The sequence below is a fragment of the Streptomyces sp. NPDC002403 genome (assembly GCF_053593015.1).
Genome location: NZ_JBSFBQ010000087.1, coordinates 1 through 22,873 on the forward strand (window position 1 = coordinate 1; position 22,873 = coordinate 22,873).

General features: G+C 68.6%; 18 protein-coding genes and 5 pseudogenes. 14 read left to right on the forward strand and 9 right to left on the reverse strand.

What is annotated here, in order from left to right; genetic code table 11:
• Positions 1–193 precede the first annotated feature (193 nt).
• The gene (locus tag ACWCPY_RS40470) at positions 194–889 is read left to right on the forward strand and encodes a hypothetical protein (RefSeq protein ID WP_451273816.1); all 696 of its coding nucleotides are present in this window, start codon (positions 194–196) and stop codon (positions 887–889) included.
• Positions 890–1,044: 155 nt separating this feature from the next.
• Here ACWCPY_RS40470 and ACWCPY_RS40475 read toward each other — a convergent pair.
• The 3 genes and pseudogenes from ACWCPY_RS40475 to ACWCPY_RS40485 form a co-directional block, all read right to left on the reverse strand.
• A pseudogene (locus ACWCPY_RS40475) lies at positions 1,045–1,298 on the reverse strand (hypothetical protein); the annotation flags it as partial.
• Positions 1,299–1,750: 452 nt separating this feature from the next.
• The gene (locus tag ACWCPY_RS40480) at positions 1,751–2,410 is read right to left on the reverse strand and encodes an NADPH-dependent FMN reductase (protein ID WP_451273782.1); all 660 of its coding nucleotides are present in this window, start codon (positions 2,408–2,410) and stop codon (positions 1,751–1,753) included.
• 121 nt (positions 2,411–2,531) lie between these two features.
• Positions 2,532–2,786: pseudogene (locus ACWCPY_RS40485) on the reverse strand (IS5/IS1182 family transposase); the annotation flags it as partial.
• 234 nt (positions 2,787–3,020) lie between these two features.
• Here ACWCPY_RS40485 and ACWCPY_RS40490 point away from each other — a divergent pair.
• Positions 3,021–3,749, forward strand: a complete 729-nt coding sequence (locus ACWCPY_RS40490) for an SDR family oxidoreductase (protein ID WP_451273784.1) — start codon at positions 3,021–3,023, stop codon at positions 3,747–3,749.
• Between the two features lie 420 nt (positions 3,750–4,169).
• Here ACWCPY_RS40490 and ACWCPY_RS40495 read toward each other — a convergent pair.
• Positions 4,170–4,255, reverse strand: a pseudogene (locus ACWCPY_RS40495) (LysR family transcriptional regulator); the annotation flags it as partial.
• A 299-nt stretch (positions 4,256–4,554) separates the two neighbouring features.
• Between ACWCPY_RS40495 and ACWCPY_RS40500 the strand changes: the two are divergent.
• From ACWCPY_RS40500 to ACWCPY_RS40510, 3 genes are read left to right on the forward strand one after another with little or no spacing between them, the layout of a single operon-like run.
• Positions 4,555–6,231, forward strand: coding sequence for an FAD-dependent oxidoreductase (locus ACWCPY_RS40500; protein WP_451273786.1), 1,677 nt, complete (start codon positions 4,555–4,557; stop codon positions 6,229–6,231).
• A complete protein-coding gene (locus tag ACWCPY_RS40505) occupies positions 6,228–7,691 on the forward strand; it encodes an ATP-binding protein (RefSeq protein WP_451273788.1) in 1,464 nt (487 codons plus the stop codon). Before ACWCPY_RS40500 ends, ACWCPY_RS40505 begins: the two co-directional genes overlap by 4 nt.
• Positions 7,688–8,041, forward strand: a complete 354-nt coding sequence (locus ACWCPY_RS40510; RefSeq protein ID WP_451273790.1) for a UBP-type zinc finger domain-containing protein — start codon at positions 7,688–7,690, stop codon at positions 8,039–8,041. Before ACWCPY_RS40505 ends, ACWCPY_RS40510 begins: the two co-directional genes overlap by 4 nt.
• 85 nt (positions 8,042–8,126) lie before the next feature.
• Here the strand turns inward: ACWCPY_RS40510 and ACWCPY_RS40515 are convergent.
• A pseudogene (locus ACWCPY_RS40515) lies at positions 8,127–8,282 on the reverse strand (class I SAM-dependent methyltransferase); the annotation flags it as partial.
• 1,072 nt (positions 8,283–9,354) lie between these two features.
• Here ACWCPY_RS40515 and ACWCPY_RS40520 point away from each other — a divergent pair.
• The 3 genes from ACWCPY_RS40520 (at position 9,355) to ACWCPY_RS40530 (ending at position 11,685) form a co-directional block, all read left to right on the forward strand.
• Positions 9,355–9,867: a SigE family RNA polymerase sigma factor gene (locus ACWCPY_RS40520; protein ID WP_451273792.1), complete on the forward strand. Its 513-nt coding sequence runs from the start codon at positions 9,355–9,357 to the stop codon at positions 9,865–9,867.
• A gap of 41 nt (positions 9,868–9,908) precedes the next feature.
• Positions 9,909–11,183 carry a hypothetical protein gene (locus ACWCPY_RS40525; protein ID WP_451273794.1) on the forward strand — a complete coding sequence of 425 codons (1,275 nt, stop codon included), beginning with the start codon at positions 9,909–9,911 and terminating at the stop codon, positions 11,181–11,183.
• Positions 11,184–11,352: 169 nt separating this feature from the next.
• Positions 11,353–11,685: a hypothetical protein gene (locus ACWCPY_RS40530; protein WP_451273796.1), complete on the forward strand. Its 333-nt coding sequence runs from the start codon at positions 11,353–11,355 to the stop codon at positions 11,683–11,685.
• Here ACWCPY_RS40530 and ACWCPY_RS40535 read toward each other — a convergent pair.
• Together ACWCPY_RS40535 and ACWCPY_RS40540 are read right to left on the reverse strand one after the other, a co-directional pair.
• Positions 11,667–12,674 (reverse strand): hypothetical protein, encoded by a 1,008-nt coding sequence (locus tag ACWCPY_RS40535; protein ID WP_451273798.1) that lies wholly within the window; start codon positions 12,672–12,674, stop codon positions 11,667–11,669. The two genes, ACWCPY_RS40530 and ACWCPY_RS40535, sit on opposite strands and share 19 nt — an antisense overlap.
• Before the next feature lie 537 nt (positions 12,675–13,211).
• Positions 13,212–13,886, reverse strand: a complete 675-nt coding sequence (locus ACWCPY_RS40540; RefSeq protein WP_451273800.1) for a TetR/AcrR family transcriptional regulator — start codon at positions 13,884–13,886, stop codon at positions 13,212–13,214.
• A gap of 152 nt (positions 13,887–14,038) precedes the next feature.
• On the opposite strand from ACWCPY_RS40540, the gene ACWCPY_RS40545 reads away from it, so the two are divergent.
• Positions 14,039–14,965 (forward strand): NADP-dependent oxidoreductase, encoded by a 927-nt coding sequence (locus tag ACWCPY_RS40545; protein WP_451273814.1) that lies wholly within the window; start codon positions 14,039–14,041, stop codon positions 14,963–14,965.
• A gap of 272 nt (positions 14,966–15,237) precedes the next feature.
• Here ACWCPY_RS40545 and ACWCPY_RS40550 read toward each other — a convergent pair whose 3' ends face one another.
• The gene (locus ACWCPY_RS40550; protein ID WP_451273802.1) at positions 15,238–15,927 is read right to left on the reverse strand and encodes a TetR/AcrR family transcriptional regulator; all 690 of its coding nucleotides are present in this window, start codon (positions 15,925–15,927) and stop codon (positions 15,238–15,240) included.
• Between the two features lie 109 nt (positions 15,928–16,036).
• Between ACWCPY_RS40550 and ACWCPY_RS40555 the strand changes: the two genes are divergently transcribed.
• The 5 genes from ACWCPY_RS40555 (at position 16,037) to ACWCPY_RS40575 (ending at position 22,348) form a co-directional block, all read left to right on the forward strand.
• Positions 16,037–17,227 (forward strand): CaiB/BaiF CoA transferase family protein, encoded by a 1,191-nt coding sequence (locus tag ACWCPY_RS40555; RefSeq protein WP_451273804.1) that lies wholly within the window; start codon positions 16,037–16,039, stop codon positions 17,225–17,227.
• A gap of 49 nt (positions 17,228–17,276) precedes the next feature.
• Positions 17,277–18,683 (forward strand): MFS transporter, encoded by a 1,407-nt coding sequence (locus ACWCPY_RS40560; RefSeq protein ID WP_451273806.1) that lies wholly within the window; start codon positions 17,277–17,279, stop codon positions 18,681–18,683.
• Complete coding sequence (locus tag ACWCPY_RS40565) at positions 18,680–20,110, forward strand: amidase (protein ID WP_451273808.1); 1,431 nt, start codon at positions 18,680–18,682, stop codon at positions 20,108–20,110. Before ACWCPY_RS40560 ends, ACWCPY_RS40565 begins: the two co-directional genes overlap by 4 nt.
• Before the next feature lie 1,003 nt (positions 20,111–21,113).
• On the forward strand, positions 21,114–21,893 hold the full coding sequence (locus ACWCPY_RS40570) for a hypothetical protein (protein ID WP_451273810.1): 780 nt from the start codon (positions 21,114–21,116) through the stop codon (positions 21,891–21,893).
• Positions 21,894–22,162: 269 nt separating this feature from the next.
• Complete coding sequence (locus tag ACWCPY_RS40575; protein WP_451273812.1) at positions 22,163–22,348, forward strand: hypothetical protein; 186 nt, start codon at positions 22,163–22,165, stop codon at positions 22,346–22,348.
• A gap of 144 nt (positions 22,349–22,492) precedes the next feature.
• On the opposite strand, the pseudogene ACWCPY_RS40580 reads toward ACWCPY_RS40575, so the two are convergent.
• A pseudogene (locus ACWCPY_RS40580) lies at positions 22,493–22,873 on the reverse strand (hypothetical protein); the annotation flags it as partial.

A 22,873-nucleotide genomic window follows, 5' to 3' on the forward strand; every position in this document is an offset into this window, starting at 1 on the left:
GCATGTTCGCGCACTGGCGCCTGACCCCAACCGTGTCCGCCATGCAGATCTGACGATCAGAACGACAAGAGCTGTGTAAAGGGAGACTTTTACGCACGGTTCTGTGAGAGCCGAGGGGTGAGACTCCCCTCGGCTACTCGGCACCACCGTGGAGTTGGGACCTGTACGGGTCTCGGAGAACGGCCTATATCTCATGACCGTCACTCCCGGGGCGGACACCACCGTCATCTGGGTCGCGGAGGACGCCCCAGCGCCCCGGTACTGCACGCCGACGGGGCAGAGCGGGGACATCGGGGGGCGCACGTACGCGGAGTACGAGCCGTCGACGACCTTCCTCGCGGACTGTGCCCACACCGCCGAGGAGATCATGCACCAGCAGCGACTGGCCCTGGGGCAGGACGCCAGCGAATTCGCTTTGGGCGGCGGTCAGTTCGGCGTGGGCGAAAGGGAAAACGTGGAGGGCGCCCTGGCCTACGCGCATGCCAGGCCCGGCGGCCCGCACGCGAACGGCGAGGAACGGCCGGACCCCGGCCAGGCGTTCGCCATCGTGGAGACCGCGTGGGACGAGGATTTCGAGCTGCCCGCCAACACCAGCGGGTGGCCCTACCACGTGGCGGCCGTGGTCGCCGTGGACGGCGATGACCGCATCACCGTGGAGCAGGCCGCGGACGGCACCGACGCAAAGGCGCGCCAGGGGCACGAGGGCATCGTCGACATGTATACGGCGGGCACTGACCCGACCAACGGGCAGGCGCTGCCGCACAGTTTCCACGGGCGAAACACCGGCGCTCCGGTGCAGCACTTCTCGGTCGGCGCGATCACTGTCATCCTCCAGCCGATCAACGTGGGCGGTCTCAGAAGGGAGACCGGCCGCCGAAAGCTCATGTGACCCGACCGACCCGACCCGAGCTGATCCGACCTGCCCCTGAACGCCCGCCCGGAGAACCCAACCCACGAGGGCTGGTGCACGACGGTCGGCGCGCTGGTCACGCCTCCCAGCGTGCCTCGGGCTGGTTCGAGGGGTGAGTCGGCCCGGGAACGTCGGGGAGTGTCGTCGGTCCAGTCGAAGCGGGCCGGGTCGCCGGGGTGCGGGTCGTACATCGCCTGGCCCACGGCGCCGAACTGCCCCGGCTCGGTGGAGAGCGCGCGTAGCCGGTGTCGACTTCGTCCTGCATCAAGCCGGTGATGTCGAGCAGCAGGCCGTCCAGCGGGCCGCCGACCAGTTCGGCGTAGCGCAGGTCCGGCCGCGGGCCCGGGCGGTCGTGGTCGGCGCCGTAGACCCGGCGGCGTAGCAACAGCTCGTCATCACGGTCCGCCCGTTCAGCCTCGCAGCCGCCGCTGACGCCGCCGACCTGCCTGCGCCAGGTGCGGAAGCGGGAGAGCCAGGTCCCGGCCTCGTGCCTCCGGCGGCCGTTCCCGGTCTGGGTCTGAGGGCCGCAGCGATGGTGGAGTCCAGGTGGCGCTCGCCGGAGTACGCACAACCTTTAGCGCCGTCCCGAACACGGGTGTGCGCATTGCGACGCGCGGCCGCACCGCCGATGCGGTTCCGTCGAGGGCGGGGCCGCCCAGCGAGAAAGCAGCGTAGCCCGGCCGCCTGGAGTCGCTTGCGCTACTCGCGGAGCTCCTGCTTCCTTTGCGCCTCCGTCTTCGGCACCGGCTCCTGTCAGCAGTTCGCCGGACTGCTCCGGGTGGGCCTGGACACCCCGGCCCGGCGGAATACCAGCTGACACCAGGCGCCGCCCGGCCGGGCTCATTCTTCCGCCCGTTGGGTGATGGACGCCTCGGTACGGTCGCCCAGGAATTCGTACCACCGGCGCTCCAGACAGACGTAACGCACATCGGCTTCGACGAGGCTGAGGAAACCGGCCACGGTTTCGGACAGACGTTGCTGCAGCCCCGGGTCGATCAGCGTTCCGTCCTCCGCGAAGGCCTGGTAGCTGTCGGCAAGGCTGAACATGTCCGGGTAGACACGGGTACCGAGGTGCTCCAGGGGGACTCTCAGCGCCCACAGCCCTCGGTTGCCGCCGACCAGGGAGGGCGAGGCGGAGACAAGCATCGCGTGCTTGGTCTTGAACGGCTGCGGCCGCACACGCGAGACCCAGTCGATCGCGTTCTTCAGCAGGCCCGGCACGGAGGCGTTGTACTCGGGGGAGGAAATGACGAAGGCGTTGGCCTGTTCGATCCGGTCACGCAGCAAAAGAGCGCCGTCCGGCAGCCCTTCGGCGGCCTCCGCGTCACCGTCGTACAAAGGCATGCCGAATTCGTGCATCGCAGCGTGGTCGACAGTGGCGCCGGTGTCGGAGATCAGCCGGGCCACGAGCGACGCGAGGCGGGCGTTGGATGAGTCGGCCCGTAGTGCCGCGCCGAAGACGAGCACCCGCAGCGGGCCGGGCTGGGCCTCCGTGGGCATGTGGTACGTCCTTTCGTCGCAGGGGACCGTGCTTGGCCCGGGCACCACACGGACCATTGGTTCCATGGTGAGGCCTTCACCCTTCAGAGGGCCGGAAGAGCTCGCCCGAACGCAGGAGGAACTTCAGCCGGTTGATCATTCGCTCGACGGTGTTGCGATCACGGTAAAGACCGGCGTCGAAAGTGACGGGGCAACCGCCCCGGCTGCCCTTCTTCTTGCGGTTGGCCACCTGGTCCTTCTTCTCCGTGATAACCGCCTTGATGCGATGTTTACGCAGGTGGGAGCGGTTGACGCGGGACGATTACGCCTTGCCTGCGGCGACCGCGCCCGGTCGGGTGCGGGGCCGGCCGACCGGCAGACGACCCCGGACCGTCGCAGAGGTCCTTTCGCCCCAGGACGACCTCATCCTCTTCTGCGGCATGTCGGCCGGGTTCGAAGACGTCACAGCGGGCGACGCCCGCATAGGCCGGGCGCCGCTCGACGAAACGGTCATGTTCGTCGACGGTCTCTGGCACCGTTCCTCCTCGGTCCATCAGCGAGCCGTTCATGCCGCACCCGCATAGCGTTTTATATGCCATATTGCGCACGTAATCCTGACGAAAGGGATGTCATGAAGATCGCAGTCATCGGCGGTACCGGACTGATCGGGTCGCAGGTCGTCAAGAACCTGAACGCCGCCGGACACGAGGCGGTACCGCACTCGAAGTCCACCGGAGTCGACATCATCAGCGGCCAGGGACTGGACGAGGCGGTGGCGGGAACCGACGTCGTCGTCAACCTGACGAACTCCCCGACCTTCGACGAAGCCTCCCTTGCCTTCTTCCGGACCTCGATGGACAACCTCCTGGCCGCGGCCCACAAGGGCGGCGTCGGCCACTTCGTCATCCTCTCGATCGTCGGCGTGGATCAGGTGCCGGAGCTGGACTACTACCGCGCCAAGGCGCTTCAGGAGAAGATCCTCGCGGCCGGGCCGATCCCCTACTCGATCGTCCGAGCCACTCAGTTCATGGAGTTCATGGACGCAGTCCTGTCGTGGACCGCTGGCGCAGACACCGTCCGGCTGCCCGCCACGCCCATCCAGCCCATCGCCTCCAAGGACGTGGCGGACGCGGTGGCGGAGGTTGCCGCCGGCGCCCCGCTGAACGGCATCCGCAACATCGCCGGCCCCGAGATCTTCGGCCTGAACGAGCTGGGCCGGATCACCCTGTCCCACAAGGGCGACAACCGTACCGTCGTCATCGACCCCGCCGCCGGCATGTTCGCGGTCGTCAAGGGCGACGTCCTCACCGACAAGGACGCCCGCCTCGCCCCCACCCGCTACACCGACTGGCTCTCCTGACGTCCCCGCCTCCCGAGTGTCCTGTCCCAGCCCTCGCAGTCTTTTCTTTGCGCGCGCCAGGTGTCACGGCTTGAGTCGGATGGGGATCCTGCTGCGGTCCCCACTGCTGACGGACATCGCCTTGCCGGTCCTCGACGAGCACCTGCGCGAGCCATGGGATTGGCGGCGCCGGTAGGCGCGTTGGCCTTCGGTGGCCATCGACAGGGCCGGGAAGTCATGCGAGAGCAAGCGCCGCTGACAGCCTGTCCCGTTCTGATAGAAGTCCAGGTCACGGCCTCCTGCAGGTCGCCGGACCTGGTTCGCCGGTCGCCGACGGCGTCGGCGGCGTCCTGGGCGGCGATCGGCTGGATCGGGGTGGCGGGCAGACGGACGACGTCACCCTCGGTGGTCCACCAACAGGACCGCGGCGACGAACTCCAGCGGCACGGCCTCGTGCCCTGCCGCGTTCAGCTTCTTCACGAGCTGCGATCCGATCAGGCCGTACCGCCGACCACTGCGAACTTCATCGGGCACCTTTCGTCGCGTACTGCTGGGTCATGGCCCCAGCCTGCGACGGCTTGGTGTGCGGCGCACGCGGGCCGTGTCCGGCCAGTCGGCGCCCCCCATGACGTACCCGTGCTGCTGAGCTCTGAGGCGGCACAGCAGGTGGTGCTCTGGCTCGGCAGCGCTCTGCCACCGTCAGGTCACCCAGGCCGCACGGGCCGTAGCAGCCGAAGCGATCCGGCTCGATCGAACATACGATGGTCGGGAGCGTACTCGGGCAGCTCGTCGTGCCGGCCGTCGGAAGCGCGTAGGGCGGAGGAGTATGGCACAGGCCACCGACGCAACGCGGACCGTCATCCTGACAGTGGACGACGACCCGGGAGTCTCCCGCGCCATCGCCCGCGACCTGCGGCGCCACTACGGCGGCGGCTACCGGATCGTACGCGCCGAGTCCGGCGAATCCGCGCTGGAGGCGCTGCGCGAGCTGAAGCTGCGCGGCGACCTGGTGGCCGTGATCCTCGCCGACTACCGGATGCCGCAGATGAACGGCATCGAGTTCCTCGAACAGGCCCTCGCCGTGTACCCGGGGGCGCGGCGCGTGCTGCTGACCGCCTACGCCGACACCGACGCTGCCATCGACGCGATCAACGTCGTCGACCTCGACCACTATCTCCTCAAGCCTTGGGACCCGCCCGAGGAGAAGCTCTACCCGGTCCTGGACGATCTCCTCAGGGCCTGGCGTTCCAGCGACTACCGGCCGGTACCCACCACCAAGCTGGTCGGGCACCGCTGGTCCGCCCCCTCCTCGCGGGCGCGCGAATTCCTGGCCCGCAACCAGGTGCCGTACCGCTGGTACTCCTCCGACGAACCGGAGGGACAGAGGCTTCTGGCGGCGGCCGGGGCCGACGGCCGACGGCTTCCCCTGGTGATCACGCCGGACGGTACCGCGCTGATCGAGCCGGAGTCGACCGAACTGGCCGCCCATGTGGGGCTCGCGACCACGCCGACCGCCGCGTTCTACGACCTCGTCATCATCGGCGGCGGCCCGGCCGGACTCGGCTCGGCGGTGTACGGGGCCTCCGAGGGGCTGCGGACCGTACTGGTCGAGCGGTCGGCGACCGGCGGACAGGCCGGCCAGAGTTCCCGTATCGAGAACTATCTCGGCTTCCCGGACGGCGTGTCCGGTGCGCAGCTGACCGATCGTGCCCGCCGCCAGGCGAGCCGCTTCGGTGCCGAGATCCTCACCGCTCGCGAGGTCACGGGGCTGGAGGTGAACGGTCCGGCGCGCGTCGTACGCTTCTCCGACGGCGCAGCGGTCGCCGCGCACAGCGTCATCCTGGCGACCGGCGTCTCGTACCGGCAGCTGGGGGCGCCGGGATGCGACGAGCTGACCGGCTGCGGGGTGTACTACGGCTCGTCCCTCACCGAGGCATTGTCCTGTGAGGGCCAGGACGTGTACGTCGTCGGCGGCGCGAATTCCGCCGGGCAGGCGGCGGTGTTCCTGGCTCGGGGCGCGAAGTCGGTGACCATGCTGGTGCGCGGGGAGTCCCTGACAGCGTCGATGTCGTACTACCTGATCCAGCAGATCGACGAGGCCCCGAACATCACCGTGCGGCCCCGGACCGTCGTCAAGGAGGCGCACGGCGAGGAGCACCTGGAACGGCTGATTCTGCGGGATACCGTGACCGGCGCCACCGAAGTCGTCGATGCCCAGTGGATGTTCGTCTTCATCGGTGCAGCCCCGCTGACCGACTGGCTCGGCGGGACTGTGCTGCGCGACGAGAACGGCTTCATCCTCGCCGGACCGGATTTGACGCCGGACGGGCGCCCCCCTGCCGAATGGGCACTGGACCGGCCGCCCTACTACCTGGAGACCAGCATCCCGGGTGTGTTCGTGGCGGGCGACGCGCGCGCCCGGTCCGCGAAGCGCGTCGCGTCCGCCGTAGGAGAGGGAGCCATGGCCGTGATGCTCGTCCACCGCTTCCTGGAGCAGTCATGAGCGCACAGGTCATGGCCTGCGACCCGCGCGAGATCGGCTCGCTGTTCCTTTTCGAGAAGCTCTCCCCGGAGCAGCTCGGACGGCTGTGCTCCGAGGGACGGATGGAACGGTTCGAACCCGGCCCGGTGTACACCGAGGGCGACCCGGCGACCTCTTTCTACGTGATGGTCGAGGGAACCGTCGTACTGTCCCGCCGGGTCGGCGGCGACGATGTGGAGGTCAGCCGGACCTCGCAGCGCGGCGTGTACGCGGGGGCCATGCAGGCATATCTGGGCGACCAGGTCCCGCAGACGTACATCAACTCCATGCGGGTGACCGAACCCACTCGGTTCTTCGTACTGCCCGCACAGTCGTTCGCGGACGTCATGCGGGAGTGGTTCCCGATGCCGACGCACCTGCTGGAGGGGCTCTTCTTCGGCTCCAAGAACACCCAGCGGGCCATTGGTCAGCGGGAACACCTGCTGGCGCTCGGAACGTTGTCCGCCGGACTCACCCACGAGCTCAACAATCCGGCCGCGGCCGCCGTCCGCGCCACCGCGGCGCTGCGTGAGCGGGTCGGCAGGATGCGGAACAAACTGGCGGTCATCGCCCAGGGCCGCTACTCCCGAGTGGCCCTCGCCGAGCTCATCGAGATCCAGGAGCGCACCGCCGAACGCGTCGCCAAGGCACCAATGCTGACCCCTCTGGAGGCGTCCGATCGGGAGGACGAGCTCGCCGGCTGGCTGGAGGATCACGGCATCCCGGAGGGCTGGCGGATCGCGCCGGCCTTCGTCCAGGCCGGGCTGGACACCGACTGGCTGGACCAGGTCGCGGCGACCGTGGGCGAAGGCATCCTGCCGGGGGCGATCGGCTGGCTCAACTACACGGTCGAGACCGAGCTGCTGATGGACGAGATCGACGACTCCACCGCCCGCATCTCCCGCCTGGTGGACGCGGCCAAACAGTACGCGCAGCTCGACCGCGCCCCTCACCAGGACGTCGACGTCCACGAACTCCTCGACAGCACGCTGCTGATGCTGTCCGGCAAGATCGGCCCTCGGGTGAGGGTGGTCAAGGACTACGACCGTTCCCTCCCCGAAATACCCGCCTACCCGGCGGAACTCAACCAAGTGTGGACCAACCTCATCGACAACGCGGTGGCCGCCATCGGCAGCACGGGCCACGACGGCACCCTGACGGTCCGCACGGCCAGGGAGGGCGACCGACTGCTCGTGGAGTTCCGCGACACCGGCCCCGGCGTCCCCGAGGACATCCGCAGCCGCATCTTCGACCCCTTCTTCACCACCAAGTCCGTCGGGGAGGGTACTGGCCTCGGCCTCGACATCTGCTGGCGGATCGTCGTCAACAAACACCACGGCAGCCTGCAGGTCGAGTCCGTGCCGGGCGACACGCGATTCCAGGTGCTGCTGCCGCTGACTGCCCCCGAGTCCGAAACCACAACCACCGAGGAGTCCGTATGACCGACATCGACGGCATCGCGGCGAGCGTCCCGCCCAGCACTACCGGCTGCGCGGACTGCGACGCAGTGGGGGGCTGGTGGTTCCACCTCCGGCGCTGCGCGCAGTGCGGCCACATCGGCTGCTGCGACTCGTCACCGGCCCAGCACGCCACCGCCCACTGGAAGTCCTCTGGGCATCCCGTGGTGCAAAGCTTCGAGCCGGGTGAGGAGTGGTACTGGAACTACGCCACCGACGCCCTGTACGAGTCCGGACCCGAACTGGCCCCGCCGACCAGCCACCCGGCCGCCCAGCCGACCCCGGGACCGGCCGACCGTGTCCCGCAGAACTGGCCGGACCTGCTCCATCCCTGAGAAGCAGCGGCGGGATGACTGAGATAGGCATATATAGGCCCATCTGCGGCTTGAACAAGGGTGCAGCCTTTACCCGGTCACGTAGTTCGGCCAGCGGGGTAGTCCAGTCCTCCAGGTAATGCAGGACCAGGGATGCGACGACGTCGTCGAATGCGGGGTCGGGGAACGGCAGCGGGCTCCCCAGATCGGCGAGGCGCATGGCAGCGTTGTCGCCGAGCCGCTTCCTGGCCAGTTCCAGCATTGCGGGCTGCTCGTAGTAGGCGTTGAAGAGGCTGGTCTCGTTCTGGGCCGAATATGCCTCGGCGAAGCTGTCGTAGTCGTTGGGCACAGCCTGCTCGTCGGGCCCGGCGGAGCCCTCCGGGACAGGGGGACCCACGACGGCTGCGAGGATGCCGGGATGTCCGCGTGCACGTCAGGGCGCCTGGAAGCGGAAGCCACACGGACGATCCTGGTACCCGCGTCCCTTCTGGCGTCGGGTGATTCAGGATCACATTGCATCCCACGGCTGCCGATGAGCGCCACACAGGGCAAACATTCCTCTGAAGCGGCGAAGGGCCGGTGTGGCGGAACAAGGCGCCCCGCACCGGCCCCGCCACCTGACGAATACTGCAACTCTCGAATACCGGCACTTCACCAGTGGCACGCGGACACGGTCGACACCCTGGTCCTGGGGTTCACCGATCCCCGGCTATGACCGCACCATCTGGCCCTGTCAGTGGGGGACGAGGGCGAGCCGGCCCGGCAGTCGGGACGTCTGGTGCCGGTCCTCGCTGCCCATATCGGGACTGTCCTGGCTGGTGCGGCAGCGGTCGGAGACCTGCGCACGCAGGGCGAGACGTACGTATACGCGGGTGGAGACGGATCTGGTTGTCGAGGTGCTGGCCGGGTCCGGCGGGCACGCGATCCTCACCGTGGTCCGGCTGCGACGAGGGTCCCAGCCGTCGGCTGGGCAGCCCTCCGCAGCATCGTCCTGGCGGAGATCCGGACCGCTGAGTAGCGCACGGGCAGCGGGGGTGCGCTGAAACCCGACCGGCCTGGCCCCGGCAGACCCGTCGGCTCCAGGAGCGAGCGGCCCGCCACCCGCTACGACGTAGGCAACCACAAGACGCCCAGGGACCGTCATCGAACGCGAACAGTCCAGACCATAAGGAACGAGCTGAGCGCTGGAGGGGACCGGCACCTTGGTGGTCGGGGGCTGTGAGAACCACTCGCCGATGGGGTCTCGGAGAGAAGAAGCAACTCGGGTGAAACATCCCGCCGCCCCCACCGCATCTAAATGGTGTAGGCGACGAGGCAAGGAGAGAGAGCAGCGGATGAGACGGTCCCAGGAGAGCGCTTTCCGGGAGTTCGCGGCGGCCCGCATGGGGCATCTCTTCCGTTCGGCGTGCCTGTTGACCAGCGGTGACACCTATCTCGCCGAGGATCTGGTGCAGGAGACGCTGGGGCGGATGTATGTGGTGTGGGGCCGGTCGTCGAAGCTTGGCAATCCGGCGGCGTACGCGCAGACCGTTCTTGTGCGAGTCTTTCTGGCGCACCAGCGGCGGCGTTCGGCGGGAGAGCGGCCGAGCGACGAGATTCCCGAGGTTCCGGAGACGGCCGCGCAGGGCGACGCCTCGTTGCGGCTCATGCTCCTGGACGCGCTGCGGAAGCTGCCGGCGAAGGACCGGGCGGTGGTCGTGCTGCGGTACTGGGAGGACCTGTCCGTCACGGAGACTGCGGACGTCCTCAACGTCAGCTCCGCAGCCGTACGCACCCGCAGCACCCGTGCACTCGCCCGGCTGAGGGTGCAACTGGGCGGCAGCATCGGCGAGTTCGCCGCGCGCTGATCAGCCCGACTGACTATTACGAGAAATGGTGGTGGTTTGGCATGTCTGGAACGCAGGAGGACCCGGACGCGTTCGAAGGCGGGCTCGGTGACGCGCTACGCCGCACCGGGGAGATCTTCTCCGTGGAGGGGCGCCCGCTGGTGGACGGTGGCGTCGTGCGCGGCCGGCGGGGGTTGCGGCGCAGGCGCGTCGCGGCCGTGACCGGCAGTGTCGTGGCGCTCGCCGTCGTGGGGTTCGGGGGGTCCTACACCGCCGGGGCGTTCGGCGGCGGCTCGGGGCAGGGCGGGGCGGGCGTTGCCGCGCAGCCGAAGGCGCGGGAGACCGGCCCTTCGATGAAGTCGTCGTCCGGCAAGGGGCCGCAGCTCTCGGCGCAGCAGGTGATCGAGAGGTTGGAGGGGCTGCTGCCGGAGGGGGAAGTCAGCGGGCGGGCAGGGCGCGGTACGGCCGACCGGTTCGGGCCATCGGCGCACCTCGTCTTCGACGATGGCGAGGGCAAAGCTGCGATCGGCGTGAGCGTCGGCGCCATCGACCCCGACGGCACGGAGGCGGAGCAGCAGCTCGAATGCCCCGACAAGACCTTCGTGCCGTACGACTCCTGCCGGAATGAGACGCTTGCCGACGGTTCGCGCCTGATGGTGTTGCGCGGGTACGAATACCCTGACAAGCGCGTGGACACCAAGTGGTGGCACGCCTATCTCGTGACCTCCGACGGCTACACGGTCGATGCCAGCGAGTGGAACGCGCCGGCAGAGAAGGGCGCCGCCGTATCAAGGGACGAGCCTCCGCTCACTGTTGGGCAATTGAAGGGACTCGTCATCTCCGACGAGTGGCGGCCCGTGATGAACGCTCTGGGAAAGGCGGCCCCGGAGCCGGTACGACAGTCGTCGGCGCAGGGGCAGGACGGCCGGGCGATCCTGAGAAAGCTCAAGTCGCTGCTGCCCGCGTCTGCGAAGGTGGCCTCCGAGCGCGGGGACGACGGATACGCGTACGTCGTCGTGAATGACAGCAAGGGCGCGAGCCTGGTACAGATCAACGTGCAGCCGAACATGTCGGACGTGGAGGGGGAGCTGTTCGGGGCCGGGGCGGAGGTGCTGCCGGACGGGACAAAGATCATCACGCGTCAGGGCCCGGGCGAGAAGGGCGGCGCCGGCGTGGTGATGTGGACCGCCGATACCATCCGTACGGACGGCCTCCGGGTCGTGGTGTCCGCGTTCAACTCCGGGTCTCAGAACGCGAAGGCCACACGGCGGACACCTGCGCTGACCATGCAGCAGCTGAAGTCGATCGCCACGAGCGGGAAGTGGGCCGGAAAGTAGGGCCGTAGGCAACGCATCTGCTCCTTACGGTCGTTCGGGAGGCGGATCACCCTTGCAGGGCGGCTGCCTCCCGCTTCGTGTAGCGCAGGTGTGAGCGTTGCGCGGCGTTGTTGCCTTGCTTGGGCGTCCTCAGAAGCAGAACTGCGCGCCACATTTCGCGGAGATAGAGGTGGACTTCGAGCCCGCAGCCGAGGGCTTCGCCTTCGAGGTAGCCCAAGACCTGACGGTGGAGTACGAACCTGCCGAGAACCTGCCACGTTTCTTCGCCGCTGCCGCCGTGGGGATCGCGGAGCAACTGAGCTTGCCCGAGCACGGAGTTGTGATCGCCACTCGGGTGGTGCTGCGGCGTGCCCGCGCCGATACGTTCGGCTCTCACGAACCGGCGTTCAAAATCGCGGGCTATCTTGCCGCACGCAAGGCTTTGGCACGCGGGTTGCCCGCGACTGCTGCTCCTCGCGACGGCGGGTGGATCAATCCTGACTGTCAGCCGGACCTCAAGTGAACAGCAGGCGTGCTGCCTTGGACGGAGTGACAAGTAGCGCGCTGACTGGGTGACCACTCCCGTGCTTCGGTCGAGCGAAACCCCAGGTCAAAACCGACCTCGGTGACAGCTTTCGCGCTTCGGCACAGCCCATCGACCACGACAGAAGCCCGCTGTTCGACGCCGACCGCGAGGTTGTGATGCTGGTGTGCGCCGGACAGCGGGCAGGGCAGATTGCGGTGCACGGCGCGGGGAGTGGAGACATCGACCAGCATCGCCCGGCCACCGTTGCCGTCCCGGGCGGCATGTGCGGCGTAGCGGATCTCGTGGTCCATCCGCCACACGGACAGTCCCGTCCGCTCCTTGAGGACCCGCTCCGCAGCGGTGGCTGCTTCGGGGGCCAGGCGTCCGAGCACCACATGGTCCCCGTCCTGCGCGGCTGCGACCTTGGCCTGAGCAATCCGGGTGAGGGAACCGCCGAGCAGCCGGGTGTGGTCAAGTCCGATGCCGGTGACGACCTTCACGTCCAGACCGAGTTCTGCCGCCGCCGCCCTGCTCCCGCCGATGCTTGCCTCGGCCACTGCCAGCGCAACCCCCGCCCGTCGGAAGTGCACGGCCGCGGTCGTCGTGAAAATGCCCTGGGGCAGGACAGGCAGACCGTGCCGCTCGATCGCCTGCCAGACTTCCGCGAACGCCGCGGTGTACTCGGCGCGCGTGACAGGAACCCCGTCGATCCGGATCCTCTCCCTGAGCTCCTGCAGGTGCGGGCTGGGCATGCTGCCGACCTGTGCGCCGGTCGCGGCCACCGCCGACACCGCGAACGCGCAGGTCGATCCCTTGCCGTTCGTCCCGACCACCAGCATCCCGCGCAGTCCTCGCTCAGGACGGCCAAGCGCCTCCAGCAGCCTGGAGACATTGGCCTGCCGTACCTTCCGCGGGAGCCCGTGGGGGTTCTCCTGCAGTTCTGCGAGGATGTCCACGCAACATGAGTAATCCACAAACCGGATCATGCCCCGTGGCGCGACGGATCAGACGCACCGTCGCGACGGATCAGACGCACCGTGGAGGACCTTCCGGGCCAGGCGACATCGGGCCTTGACCCAAGGCCGGGTAGTCAGCGTTTTCGCAGGTCACGCAGAGGGCCCTGACCGGTGCGGTCCTCGGGCCCACAACCGAGGGCGAGACCGGCTACGCCCCCCGCCTCCTGCACCTGCTCAGACCGGACATGTTGGTGCTGAGGGACAAGGGCTTCGGCAAGAACAGCTTCCTCGCCGCCGTCACCACGAACAGTTCCCCGGCCGGCTTCGCGGCAACCGGCGCGCTCCGGTCCTCGCGCGTCCGGCCGACGGCTCGTACCTGTCGGTGATCGACACCGTGAAGGTGCGGGTGGCTTCGATGATTTCCAGGAACAGCGCTTGTCGGCGGTCTTCGGAGGAGATTGGCGATCATGAGGCTCCGAAACGTCGAGCAGAAATGACGGCAGCGCCGGTGGTGGGGCCTGATGAACATCCACGACAGGGCGCGTGCCCCCGGGCGGACGCCGGCGGTCACCCCGTTCGATGCGGTGGCTTGTAGAGGTCGTCAAGGCGGAGTGGCGCGGGCGGGGGCAGGGGTGTGCCGTCCGTCGGCAGGCAGGACTGGAGGAAGTAGGCGACCAGGCGGCGGGATGCGGCCATGGAGGCCGCCGGGGACTCTCGCACGACGCCGTTGTTGGCCAGGAGCAGGAGGGTGACGTCGCTGGGGTCGAAGTCCTTGCGCAGCTGTCCGGTGTCCTTCGCACGCTGTACCAGCTGGGCGAGGCATGTCTCGGCGCGGGCACGCTCACGATGGACGTCGGGCGCGTCGGGAAATTGGGAGAGGAACGCGGCGCTGAACCCGCGGTCCTGGGCCTGCATCGTGCACACCTTGGTGAGCACGTTGCGAAGTCCGCGCCAGGGGTCGTCGTCCTGAAGGGCCTCGTCGAGAACTGCGACGCACTGGCCGAACTGTTCGGAGAACGCGGCGGCGATCAGCGAGTCGCGTGTCGGGAAGTGCCGGTAGAGGGTGGCGGCACCCACGCCCGCTCTGCGGGCGATTGCGCTGGAAGATACGTCGGTGCCGTTGAGGGCGTACGCCTCGCGTGCGGCCTGGAGGAGCCGGGCGCGGTTGTGCCGGGCGTCGGCTCGCTGTCCCGGGGGGCCGGAGACTGAGGAGGGCGGGTTCCGAGACGGTTGGGCAGGCATGTCTCCCACTTAATCACAAACGGAAGAGGTCGACCGTTTAGCGGGTTAGCGTGATCCGGTGCCGCGGTACTCCGCGGTCAGCTCTCTGCCGCTGTGGTGAGCAGCTGCGAGTTCTCCTGCTGAACGACGTGCTATGCGTACGGAGGTTGTCCGTGTTTGCTGTGCAGTACCACTGTTATGGCGGTTCCGAGGTCCTTTGCGTCGAGGAGGTCGAAGAGCCGCACGCCGGGCCAGGTCAGGTCCGAATCGCAGTGCGTGCCACCGGCGTCACCCCTGCTGACTGGTACCTGCGCTCAGGGATGCTGCGGGACATCGCCACCGTGGACTTCCCTCATGTACCCGGCGTGGATGCCGCGGGAATCGTCGACGAGGTGGGAGAGGGGGTGACCGGCACCGCCGTGGGAGATGCGGTCTTCGGCCTTGTCCCCTTCGCGGATCAGGGAGGCGCTGCGGCCCAGTACGCCGTGCTGGAGGCGTGGGCGTCCAAGCCTCAGTCATGGTCTTTCGAGGAAGCGGGTGGCGCCGCAGGCAATATCGACACAGCCACACGTGTACTGGACGCACTGGAAGCCGCCGAAGGCATGACCTTGCTGATCGATGGTGCCGCCGGAGGCGTCGGCACCATCGCCGCGCAACTCGCCCGGGCCCGTGGTCTCACCGTGATCGGCACCGCGAGCAAAGGCAATCACAGCTTGCTCGCCCAGCTCGGCGTCGTACCGGTCACCTACGGGGCGGGGCTGGCCGATCGCCTTGCCCCGCTGGCTCCGCTCGGTGTCGATGTGGTTCTGGACGCGGCCGGCAAGGGCTCTCTTGCCGAACTGGTGGCCATCGCCGGCGACCCGCACCGCGTGGTGACCATCGCGGACTTCGACGCCGGCCGGCACGGAGTGCGGTTCTCCCGCTCCGAAGCCGGAGAGTCGCCCGGCTGGGCAGGACTGCCACTGGCGGCCGACCTCGCCGACCACGGCCGCCTCACCATCCCGCTGCACGCCGTCTTCCCGCTGAAGGAAGCCGCCACAGCTCATGACGTCAGCGCCACCGGCCACGCGCGCGGCAAGATCGTAATCACCGTGCCCTGACACGGCGGACGATCCGGCGGTGAGAACGCCAGGGCATTCCCCAGGCAGCGTCGATGTGCAGAGGGGCCGAGTGGTGTCTTCCCTGTCCACAGCCCCTTTCTGTGCCGCTTGCGGCGGGGGCCTGGGCAGAGGGAGCTACCGGCCGGGCGTGCGGGTCCGGTCCGTGGTGGGGCGGTGGTGGGCGAGGTGGTCCGGCCCGACCGGCTTTTCGGCATCGCGGCGTATGCCGGTGGGAGCGGCGAAGTACCACAGGACTGTGGTGGTACGCGTGGCTATCCGGCCGGGCTGCGGGAGGACGAGCCCCTGCCGGGCCGGCCGCGCTCCGTGGGGTGCTCTTCCGGTGGCGGGGAGGTGAGGCCCGCGACCATGTGGGCGAAAGCGCGGGCTGCTCGTTCGTCAAGCTCCGCCAGGGGGATGCCCGTGTCCCGGGCATACGCCTCGCGGAAGATGACGTAGCCCATCTGTGCCGCGGCCGTCATCACATGGACCGCCACCGCGTCCGCGTCTTCGGGAAGCGAGCCCTCGTCCATGTCCTGTTCCAGGCTCCGGCGGGTTTGAGCGAGCCGGGGGAACGGGCTGAAGCCGTCGTCGCCGTCGAGGGCCAGCAGTGCTTCGAGCTGGACCAGTTCGGGCTCGTCCAGACGGTGGCGGAACATGGCCTGCCGGCGCTCGGCGAACGGCAGATCCCAGTGATCGTCACGGTCGGCGGTCTGGCGCTCCACCAGGTCGGCGGCGGCGGCACGGAGAAGGGCCTGACGAGTACCGAAGTACTGGTAGATCTGCCCGTGGTTGACCCCCGCTTCGGCGGCGATCTCGCGGAGACTGACACCTGCCAGAACCCCGTCCCGCCGCAGCAGCCGACGTGCGGAGTCCAGCAGGTCCGCCTCGGTCTCCTCCCGGGTGCGCCGTCGGCGCCGCACCCTTCCTGCCTCGCCCATGTCCTGCTCCCCGTCCGTCTCCATGGATGGATTCTCCCGCAGCACCCCTTGTCGCACTGCGGTGACCAGCTTATGGTGCCGCTAACAACGTTTCGTTAATAACGAAGCGTTAATTTTGTGCGAAGGGGCACTCATGACGAAACTCCCGCTGGCAGGCATACGCGTCCTCGACCTGTCCACCGTCCTTGCCGCACCCGTCACCGCCACCTTCCTCGGGGATTTCGGCGCCGAGGTGGTCAAGGTCGAAGAACCCGGGCGTGGCGACTTCACCCGCGGCACGGCGGCCGGAGCACGGTCCCCGTACTGGGCCCAGGAGGCGCGCAACAAGAAGTCGGTGACGCTGGACCTGCGCACCGAACAAGGCCAGCGCTTGGTCCGCGAGCTGGTCCCGCACTTCGACGTAGTGATCACCAACTATCGTCCGCCCACGCTGAGGAAGTGGCGCCTGGACCCGGAGCCCCTGCGTGCGCTGGCGCCTCACACAGTGCTGGTGTACGTGACGGGATACGGACTGACCGGCCCCTACCGGGACCGGGGCTCCTTCGACCGCATCGCGAGTGCCTTTGCCGGCCTGACATACGTCACCGGAGATGCCGACCGACTTCCGGTGCGCAGCGGCTACTCCACGATCGACTACATGGCCGCCTACCTGGGGGCCTTCTCGGTGGTCACCGCTCTCTACCACCGCGACACGGCCGACGGCGGCGGTCAGGTCATCGATCTCGCGCTCTACGAAGCCGGCTTCCGGGCGTCGGAAGACGCGCTCACCTCGTACGCGACGACCGGCAAGGTCCGCGAGCGGCTGGGCAACCGCAACCCGCAGATCGTCCCCGCCAGCGACTTCACCACCTCCGACGGCCGTCAGGTCTCGATCCACGCAGGAACAGACACGCTCTTCCGCCGCCTGACCTCCCTCCTGGGGGCACCGGAGCTGGCGGACAACCCCGAGTACATGACCCGGGCCGCCCGGGCCGAGCACGCCGACGCCCTCTACGCGACGATCGCCGACTGGGCCGCCGCGTACACCGCGGACGATCTGACCAAGCTGCTCAGCGACGCGGACATCCCCGCCTCCCCACTGATGAACATCGCCGACATCGCCACGGATCCGCACTACCGGGAGCGGGGCACGCTGGTCACCGTGGCAGACCCGGACTTCGGTGAACTGCCCATGGTCGCGCCCCTTCCCCGGATGTCCGAAACCCCCGGAAGCATCCGGTCCACCGGCCCCGCGCTCGGCGCGCACAACGCCGAGATCTACCAGGAGCTGCTCGGCCTCGACGCCGACACCGTTGCCGCACTCGCCGCCGACGGCGTCATCTGACCCACCCCTCGCCCGTTGCTCCCCTTCTCCCCGGGAGGTCTTGCGCACCATGGCTGCCACCGCCGAAGCCGCCAGGCTCGGAAATCGTCTCGACCGGCTCCCGCTCAGCTCATTCCACCGCAGACTGGTCATCGCCCTGGCAGGGATGATCCTCTTCGAATGGGTGGAGACCTACGCGTTCGCGTTCGTCGCCCCGGTCCTGCGCGACCAGTGGGGCCTGTCGATGTCGGCCGTCGCCGTCGTGGCAGGCGTCAGCCAGCTCGGTGCCTTCGCCGGGGGCATCCTGGGCGGCTACCTCGCCGACCGGATCGGCCGACGGCGCACCATGCTCGCCTTCGTCACCGTCTACTGCGCGGCCACCGCGCTGTCCATCTTCGTGCAAGCGCCGTGGCAGCTGATCGCGGCCCGCTGCGCAGCGCACTTCGGCGCACAGGGCATGGCAGTCGTCGCGATCGTCGTCCTGACCGAATTCGTCCCAGCGGCTGCCCGAGGGCGGTTGCAGACCTACAAGGTCGCGGTGGGCTCGCTCGGCATCCCCATCGCCGCCTGGGCAGGCTACTTCCTCGCACCACAGTGGACGTGGGGGTGGCGGATCGTCTTCGGCCTGGGCCTGTTCGGCGTCGTCTTCGCCGGGCTCATCCGTCGCTGGGTGCCTGAAAGCCCGCGGTGGCTGGCCTCCCGCGGTGATTTCATCAAGGCCGACGAGGTCATCCGGGCAATCGAGGAGCAGTGCGGAATCCACCCGCCCGCCGCATCCGGCCCGGCCCCCGGACCGCTCGATCCGGTGCCGCCCGTTCCCGCCTCGGACCGTCCCCGGGCCGCTGAGCTGCTGGCCGGCACCCACCGCCGCCGATTCCTTGTCGTGGCGACGATGTGGGTGGCTGGACTGCTCGCCTACTCCGCCTACAGCACCTGGACACCCACGCTTCTGTCCGAGACCGGCCTCGACCTCGACGACACGCTGCTGCTGTCCGCCCTCCTGGCCACGGCCGCGCCACTGGGCGCGCTCGTCGCCGTGCCGCTCATCGACCGGTGGGACCGCCGCAGGACACAGCTCGTTCTGGGTGCGCTGACCGCTGCCGCGCTGCTGCTCTTCGGCCTCGTCCGGGATCCGGCGGCCGTCCTCGTACTGGGCTGCGTGGTCAGTCTGCTCTTCCAGATGGCCGTGCCCTTCCTCCAGGTGTACTCGGCCGAGGTCTTCCCCACCCGCATTCGCGCGCTCGGCTCCGGCACGGCCAACGCACTGTCCCGCCTCTTCAACTTCGCCGCCCCGACTCTGGTCGCCGCGGTCTACACCGGCCTCGGCTACACCGCCGTTTTCGCCTTGCTCGCCGCTCTGAGCGTCACCGGCGGCGTGGTCGCCGTCGCCTTCGGCCCCCGCACCACCGGCGTGAGCCTGGAAGCCACCCCTCCCCCCGAAAGCCACCGCACCGCAGAGGAGCCTGCCCTGCCATGACCGACCTGTCCTTCGCCTCCGCGACCGAACTCACCGCCCTCATACGCCGCCGCGAGCTGTCGCCCCAAGAGCTCATGCACCACACCCTGGACCGGATCCGGACCGCCGACACAAGCCTCAACTCCGTCGTCGCCCTGGACCCCGAACGGGCGCTCACCGAAGCCGCCTCCCTCACCGCACGGATTGCCCGAGGCGAAGCCACCGGCCCCCTCGCTGGCCTGCCCGTCCTCGTCAAGGACCTCGAAGACGCGGAAGGCTTCCCCACCAGCCGGGGCACCAGCGCCTATCGCGACAGCCTGCCGGCCACCCGCGACAGCATCCACGTTGCCCGACTGCGTGCCGCCGGCGCCTTGATCATCGGCAAGACGAACCTGCCCCCGATCGGCGCCGGTGTACACACCGCCAACGACGCCTTCGGCATAACCCGCAACCCATGGAACCTGGAGCGGACACCAGGCGGCTCCAGTGGCGGCGCCGCAGCGGCCGTCGCAGCCGGACTCGTCGCGCTCGGCACCGCCGGGGACGGCGGCGGCTCAACCCGCATTCCCGCAGCGCTGTGCGGCGTCGTTGGCCTCAAACCGGGCCGGGGCCGTATACCCCAGGGCCCCTCCCGCCAGCCGTGCTGGCCGCAACACGCGTGCCTCAGCGGCATGGCCCGCACCGTCCGCGACACCGCACTTCACCTCGACATCGCCGCCGGCTATCACGCGGCCGACCCGAACTCCCTGCCCGCACCCGCAACCTCCTTCACGGACAGCCTCGGCAAGCCTCAGCCAGAGCTGCGCGTGGGAGTCCTGCGCACCCTGGGCATATCCGACCCCCGGCCCGAGATGCTGCACGCCCTGGAAGTCACAGCCGACCTCCTGCGAGACCACGGCCACGACGTCCGGGACGACGAGGTGGCGCTGCCCGGGGCGGCCGACTTCCCCGCCCCCTTCCTGCTGCGCCAGAAAGTCCTGGCCTACAACCGACTCCTCGGGGTCCTGGACGACTTCACAGCCCGACGCGGCGACTTCGAACCGTGGTTCGCCGATGTACTCGACGCAGGCCGCACCCTCGTGCCCGACGACTTCGCCGCCTACTGGACGCACCGGGGGCTGCTCGACCAGTGGACGGCCGCGCTCTTCGAACGGTACGACCTACTGCTCATGCCGACCGTACCCACCACCGCATGGCCCGCGGAGGGGCCCGATGTAGCAGCGGCGGTACACCGGCGGATACTTCCGATCGCATACACCTCCGTCTTCAACGACACCGGCCACCCAGCGATCAGCGTCCCCGCCGGCCTGAGCCCGGACGGACTGCCCTGCGCCGTGCAACTCATCGCCCCGCACCACCGCGAGGACCTTGCACTCGGCACCGCCCAGATCGTCGAGGCAGCCTGGGGCACGGTGCGCCCGCCGGCTTTCGCCAACCCAGCCTGCTGACCGGACCGTTCCGGACGCCGCAGTCCATAGCCGCTTGGCCGACGACCGCCAGGCGCTCGTCGGCCGACCTCGGCCCCGTACAGCCCTGAGGCACTGCCCCTCCCCGCCCACCTACCATCACATGCCAAGGCACGGCCGACACTCGTTCCAGCTCCCTTGGCTGCTCGGCAGGGCTCCGCCCGCTGCGCGACAAATCGGCAGGATCCGTTGGGTGTCTGCTGATGTTGTGCCTGATGACATGGGGGAACGTATGGCCCCGCTGTTGCCTGCTCGACCGTCTCTGCGGCATCGGTGTCCCAGCGCCTCGGAGTCGATCTTCTTGGCGAGCGGGTCGCCATGGTGGAGGAGGAGTTTGCACAGAGCTGCGTAATGGGTCAGCGTGTCGGGGCGTGAGAGCTGGGACCGCGTGAAGGCCCGTCTCAGCAGCCAAGATCGGCGGATGTCGTCGGGCCGTCGGGCTTCGATCGGCCGTGGTGCGAACTGGGGCTCACCTCCGGTGACATGGGCCCAGACGAAGGCGGATGCTTCCTGTAGTTTCCGGTCGTCCAGGTCGGGGCGGACGGGTCCGGGGGCGGGTGGCAGGTGGGAACCGGTTCCAGCTTGACGATCCACCGAAAGTTGCAAGAAGCGTGACCAGATGATTCCAACGAACGTGTCCCGCAAAGTCGGACCCGCCGGGTCAGCACACCACCCTGGTTCCAACTACCCTGTCCCGGCTCAGAGGGCAGAACAGGGGCCCGCCGCGGTGAATGCACCAATCTCGGGCGTACCTGGTCCGCTGCGGAGGTAGGAACGCGGAAGGCTGATCACCGGATCCTCAGTGAAGTCATCGGGGCCCCTTACCGGAACCGGACCCGAGCGATGCCGTGGTGATCAAATCGTTGCCGCACCACGTACAACCACGTACAGCCCTCTCTTGTCCGACAGTCAGCCGCGAGGATGTACCTCCGGCCGTGCGCCTACGCGTTCGGTCCAGGCTGCAGGGGAAAGGGCGAGCTCGAAGATGGGGAAGACGATGTGGAAAGCGGTGGTGGCCGGTGGAGCGGCGGTGGTGTTCACAGGGGTGGCGACGGTGCAGGCTGGGGCGGCGGAGGGCGGGGTCTCCTTCACCCGGGTCTCGGTGAACGGCGGGAAGCCGATCGTGATCGGGGTCAAGGAGGAGGTCGAGGTGCATGCGGTCTTCCGGATGACGACCAGACTCAGATACGACTTCGGGCCGACGGTGTTTCCCTACCGGGGTAAGCCCGACACCGGGGACACCCTGCACAGCTCCGTCATCACCAGCGACTGCAAGGTCGTGGACAGGGCGAAAGGAGTCTGCGACTTCGAGGAATGGCTGTACATCGACCCGCAGAACCATGACTTCGGGAACGAGGACGCCGGCACCTGGCGAACTGCCGCTCGGGTCTTTCTCGCCGGCGACGCCCACGACACTGACGACATGGACCTCCCGTTGCAGGTCAAGCGGGCCACACGCGTCACTGTCAACGCCTCGCCGGAGCCGGTCGCGAAAGGGAAGACGATCACCGTGACCGGGCGGGTCACACGCGCGAACTGGGACACCCACACGTACCAGGGGTACGCGGGCCGTACGGTCAGCCTGCAGTTCAAGGCGGCGGGCGCCTCCTCGTACACGACGGTCAAGAAAGCGACGTCGAGTAGAACGGGGGCGCTCAAGACCACGGTGAAGGCCACCGTGCCGGGGACATGGCGGTGGACGTACTACGGGAATTCCACCTCCGGGGCGAAGTCGTCGACCGGGGATCATGTCGCCGTGCGGTAGGCGACGTGCGCGGACCGCCTCCCCTTCCAGAAGTGTCGTTATCCGGACCAGCTGGACCGGGGTACCTCGTCGACATATGGCCGACCTCGCAGAAGCCGGAACTCCATGTGCTCAAGCAAGTCCGGTCCCCTGAGCCGGCTGACCTGACACCGCTCTGAAACCCGCTCCCTGCGAGCGATGTGCGTGGCGCGGAACCCTGAGCGCGCTGCTTGGCCGGCCTGGCCAAGCGGACCAGGCCGCCAACCGGAAGAGGAAAGGCGCGAGGGGGCGTGCGCCTGGTTTCGCGCGACGCCGAGTTGTGCAAGGAGCGCAACACAGTGGAGTGGTGCATCAACAGGATCAAGGTTTGGAGGGGGCTGGCCACTCACTTCGACAAGGGGCCGGACAGCCGCATGGCGGGGCTTGGGCTGCGCGGCGCGGTCATCTGGTTGCGCAGCCTCCACCCCGCCACGTGATGACGAATCTGAACAGAGTCAGCAGTCGATGGGTTGTAGCAGGCCACGCGCGCTCGACCGACGAACGAGCTATCTCATGACCGGAGGCGACCAATAGGGCAACCGCCTCCTGCTGCGGAACCCGGGGCGCTGGCTCCTCCCTGCTCAGCGAAGACCGCGCTTCTCGCGTTCGGCTTCGATCAGTTCCTCCATGAGTTCCTCCGGGTCCACCGCGCACTCGGTGTCATCAAGGGCGTCGTAGTCCTGGGTGCTCAGCGGTAGGCCAAGCTTGGCGAGTTCGGCGGCCAGCTGTGTGAACGCGATCCGCTCGTCGGGCTCGTCCTGGTAGTGCGCCCGCTCGGCGGCAGCCCCCTCGGTCAGGGTGAGGCCGGCCGGGCCCCAGAAGGTGAACTCGGTGTCCAGCTCGATGAGGTGCCAGGCACGATCCGCGGGTTCGTCAGGGTGCAGCCAGTAGCCGATCCACCCTTTTCCGCCCTTCGCCACGAGCTTGACGTACTCGGCCATCTCCGTGGCTGCGGCGTTGAC

Coding starts and splice junctions, on each gene's coding strand:
- ACWCPY_RS40470 (WP_451273816.1), top strand. CDS start 194: ATGACCGTCACTCCCGGGGCGGACACCACCGTCATCTGGGTCGCGGAG.
- ACWCPY_RS40480 (WP_451273782.1), bottom strand. CDS start 2,410: ATGCCCACGGAGGCCCAGCCCGGCCCGCTGCGGGTGCTCGTCTTCGGC.
- ACWCPY_RS40490 (WP_451273784.1), top strand. CDS start 3,021: ATGAAGATCGCAGTCATCGGCGGTACCGGACTGATCGGGTCGCAGGTC.
- ACWCPY_RS40500 (WP_451273786.1), top strand. CDS start 4,555: ATGGCACAGGCCACCGACGCAACGCGGACCGTCATCCTGACAGTGGAC.
- ACWCPY_RS40505 (WP_451273788.1), top strand. CDS start 6,228: ATGAGCGCACAGGTCATGGCCTGCGACCCGCGCGAGATCGGCTCGCTG.
- ACWCPY_RS40510 (WP_451273790.1), top strand. CDS start 7,688: ATGACCGACATCGACGGCATCGCGGCGAGCGTCCCGCCCAGCACTACC.
- ACWCPY_RS40520 (WP_451273792.1), top strand. CDS start 9,355: ATGAGACGGTCCCAGGAGAGCGCTTTCCGGGAGTTCGCGGCGGCCCGC.
- ACWCPY_RS40525 (WP_451273794.1), top strand. CDS start 9,909: ATGTCTGGAACGCAGGAGGACCCGGACGCGTTCGAAGGCGGGCTCGGT.
- ACWCPY_RS40535 (WP_451273798.1), bottom strand. CDS start 12,674: ATGATCCGGTTTGTGGATTACTCATGTTGCGTGGACATCCTCGCAGAA.
- ACWCPY_RS40540 (WP_451273800.1), bottom strand. CDS start 13,886: ATGCCTGCCCAACCGTCTCGGAACCCGCCCTCCTCAGTCTCCGGCCCC.
- ACWCPY_RS40550 (WP_451273802.1), bottom strand. CDS start 15,927: ATGGAGACGGACGGGGAGCAGGACATGGGCGAGGCAGGAAGGGTGCGG.
- ACWCPY_RS40555 (WP_451273804.1), top strand. CDS start 16,037: ATGACGAAACTCCCGCTGGCAGGCATACGCGTCCTCGACCTGTCCACC.
- ACWCPY_RS40560 (WP_451273806.1), top strand. CDS start 17,277: ATGGCTGCCACCGCCGAAGCCGCCAGGCTCGGAAATCGTCTCGACCGG.
- ACWCPY_RS40565 (WP_451273808.1), top strand. CDS start 18,680: ATGACCGACCTGTCCTTCGCCTCCGCGACCGAACTCACCGCCCTCATA.
- ACWCPY_RS40570 (WP_451273810.1), top strand. CDS start 21,114: ATGGGGAAGACGATGTGGAAAGCGGTGGTGGCCGGTGGAGCGGCGGTG.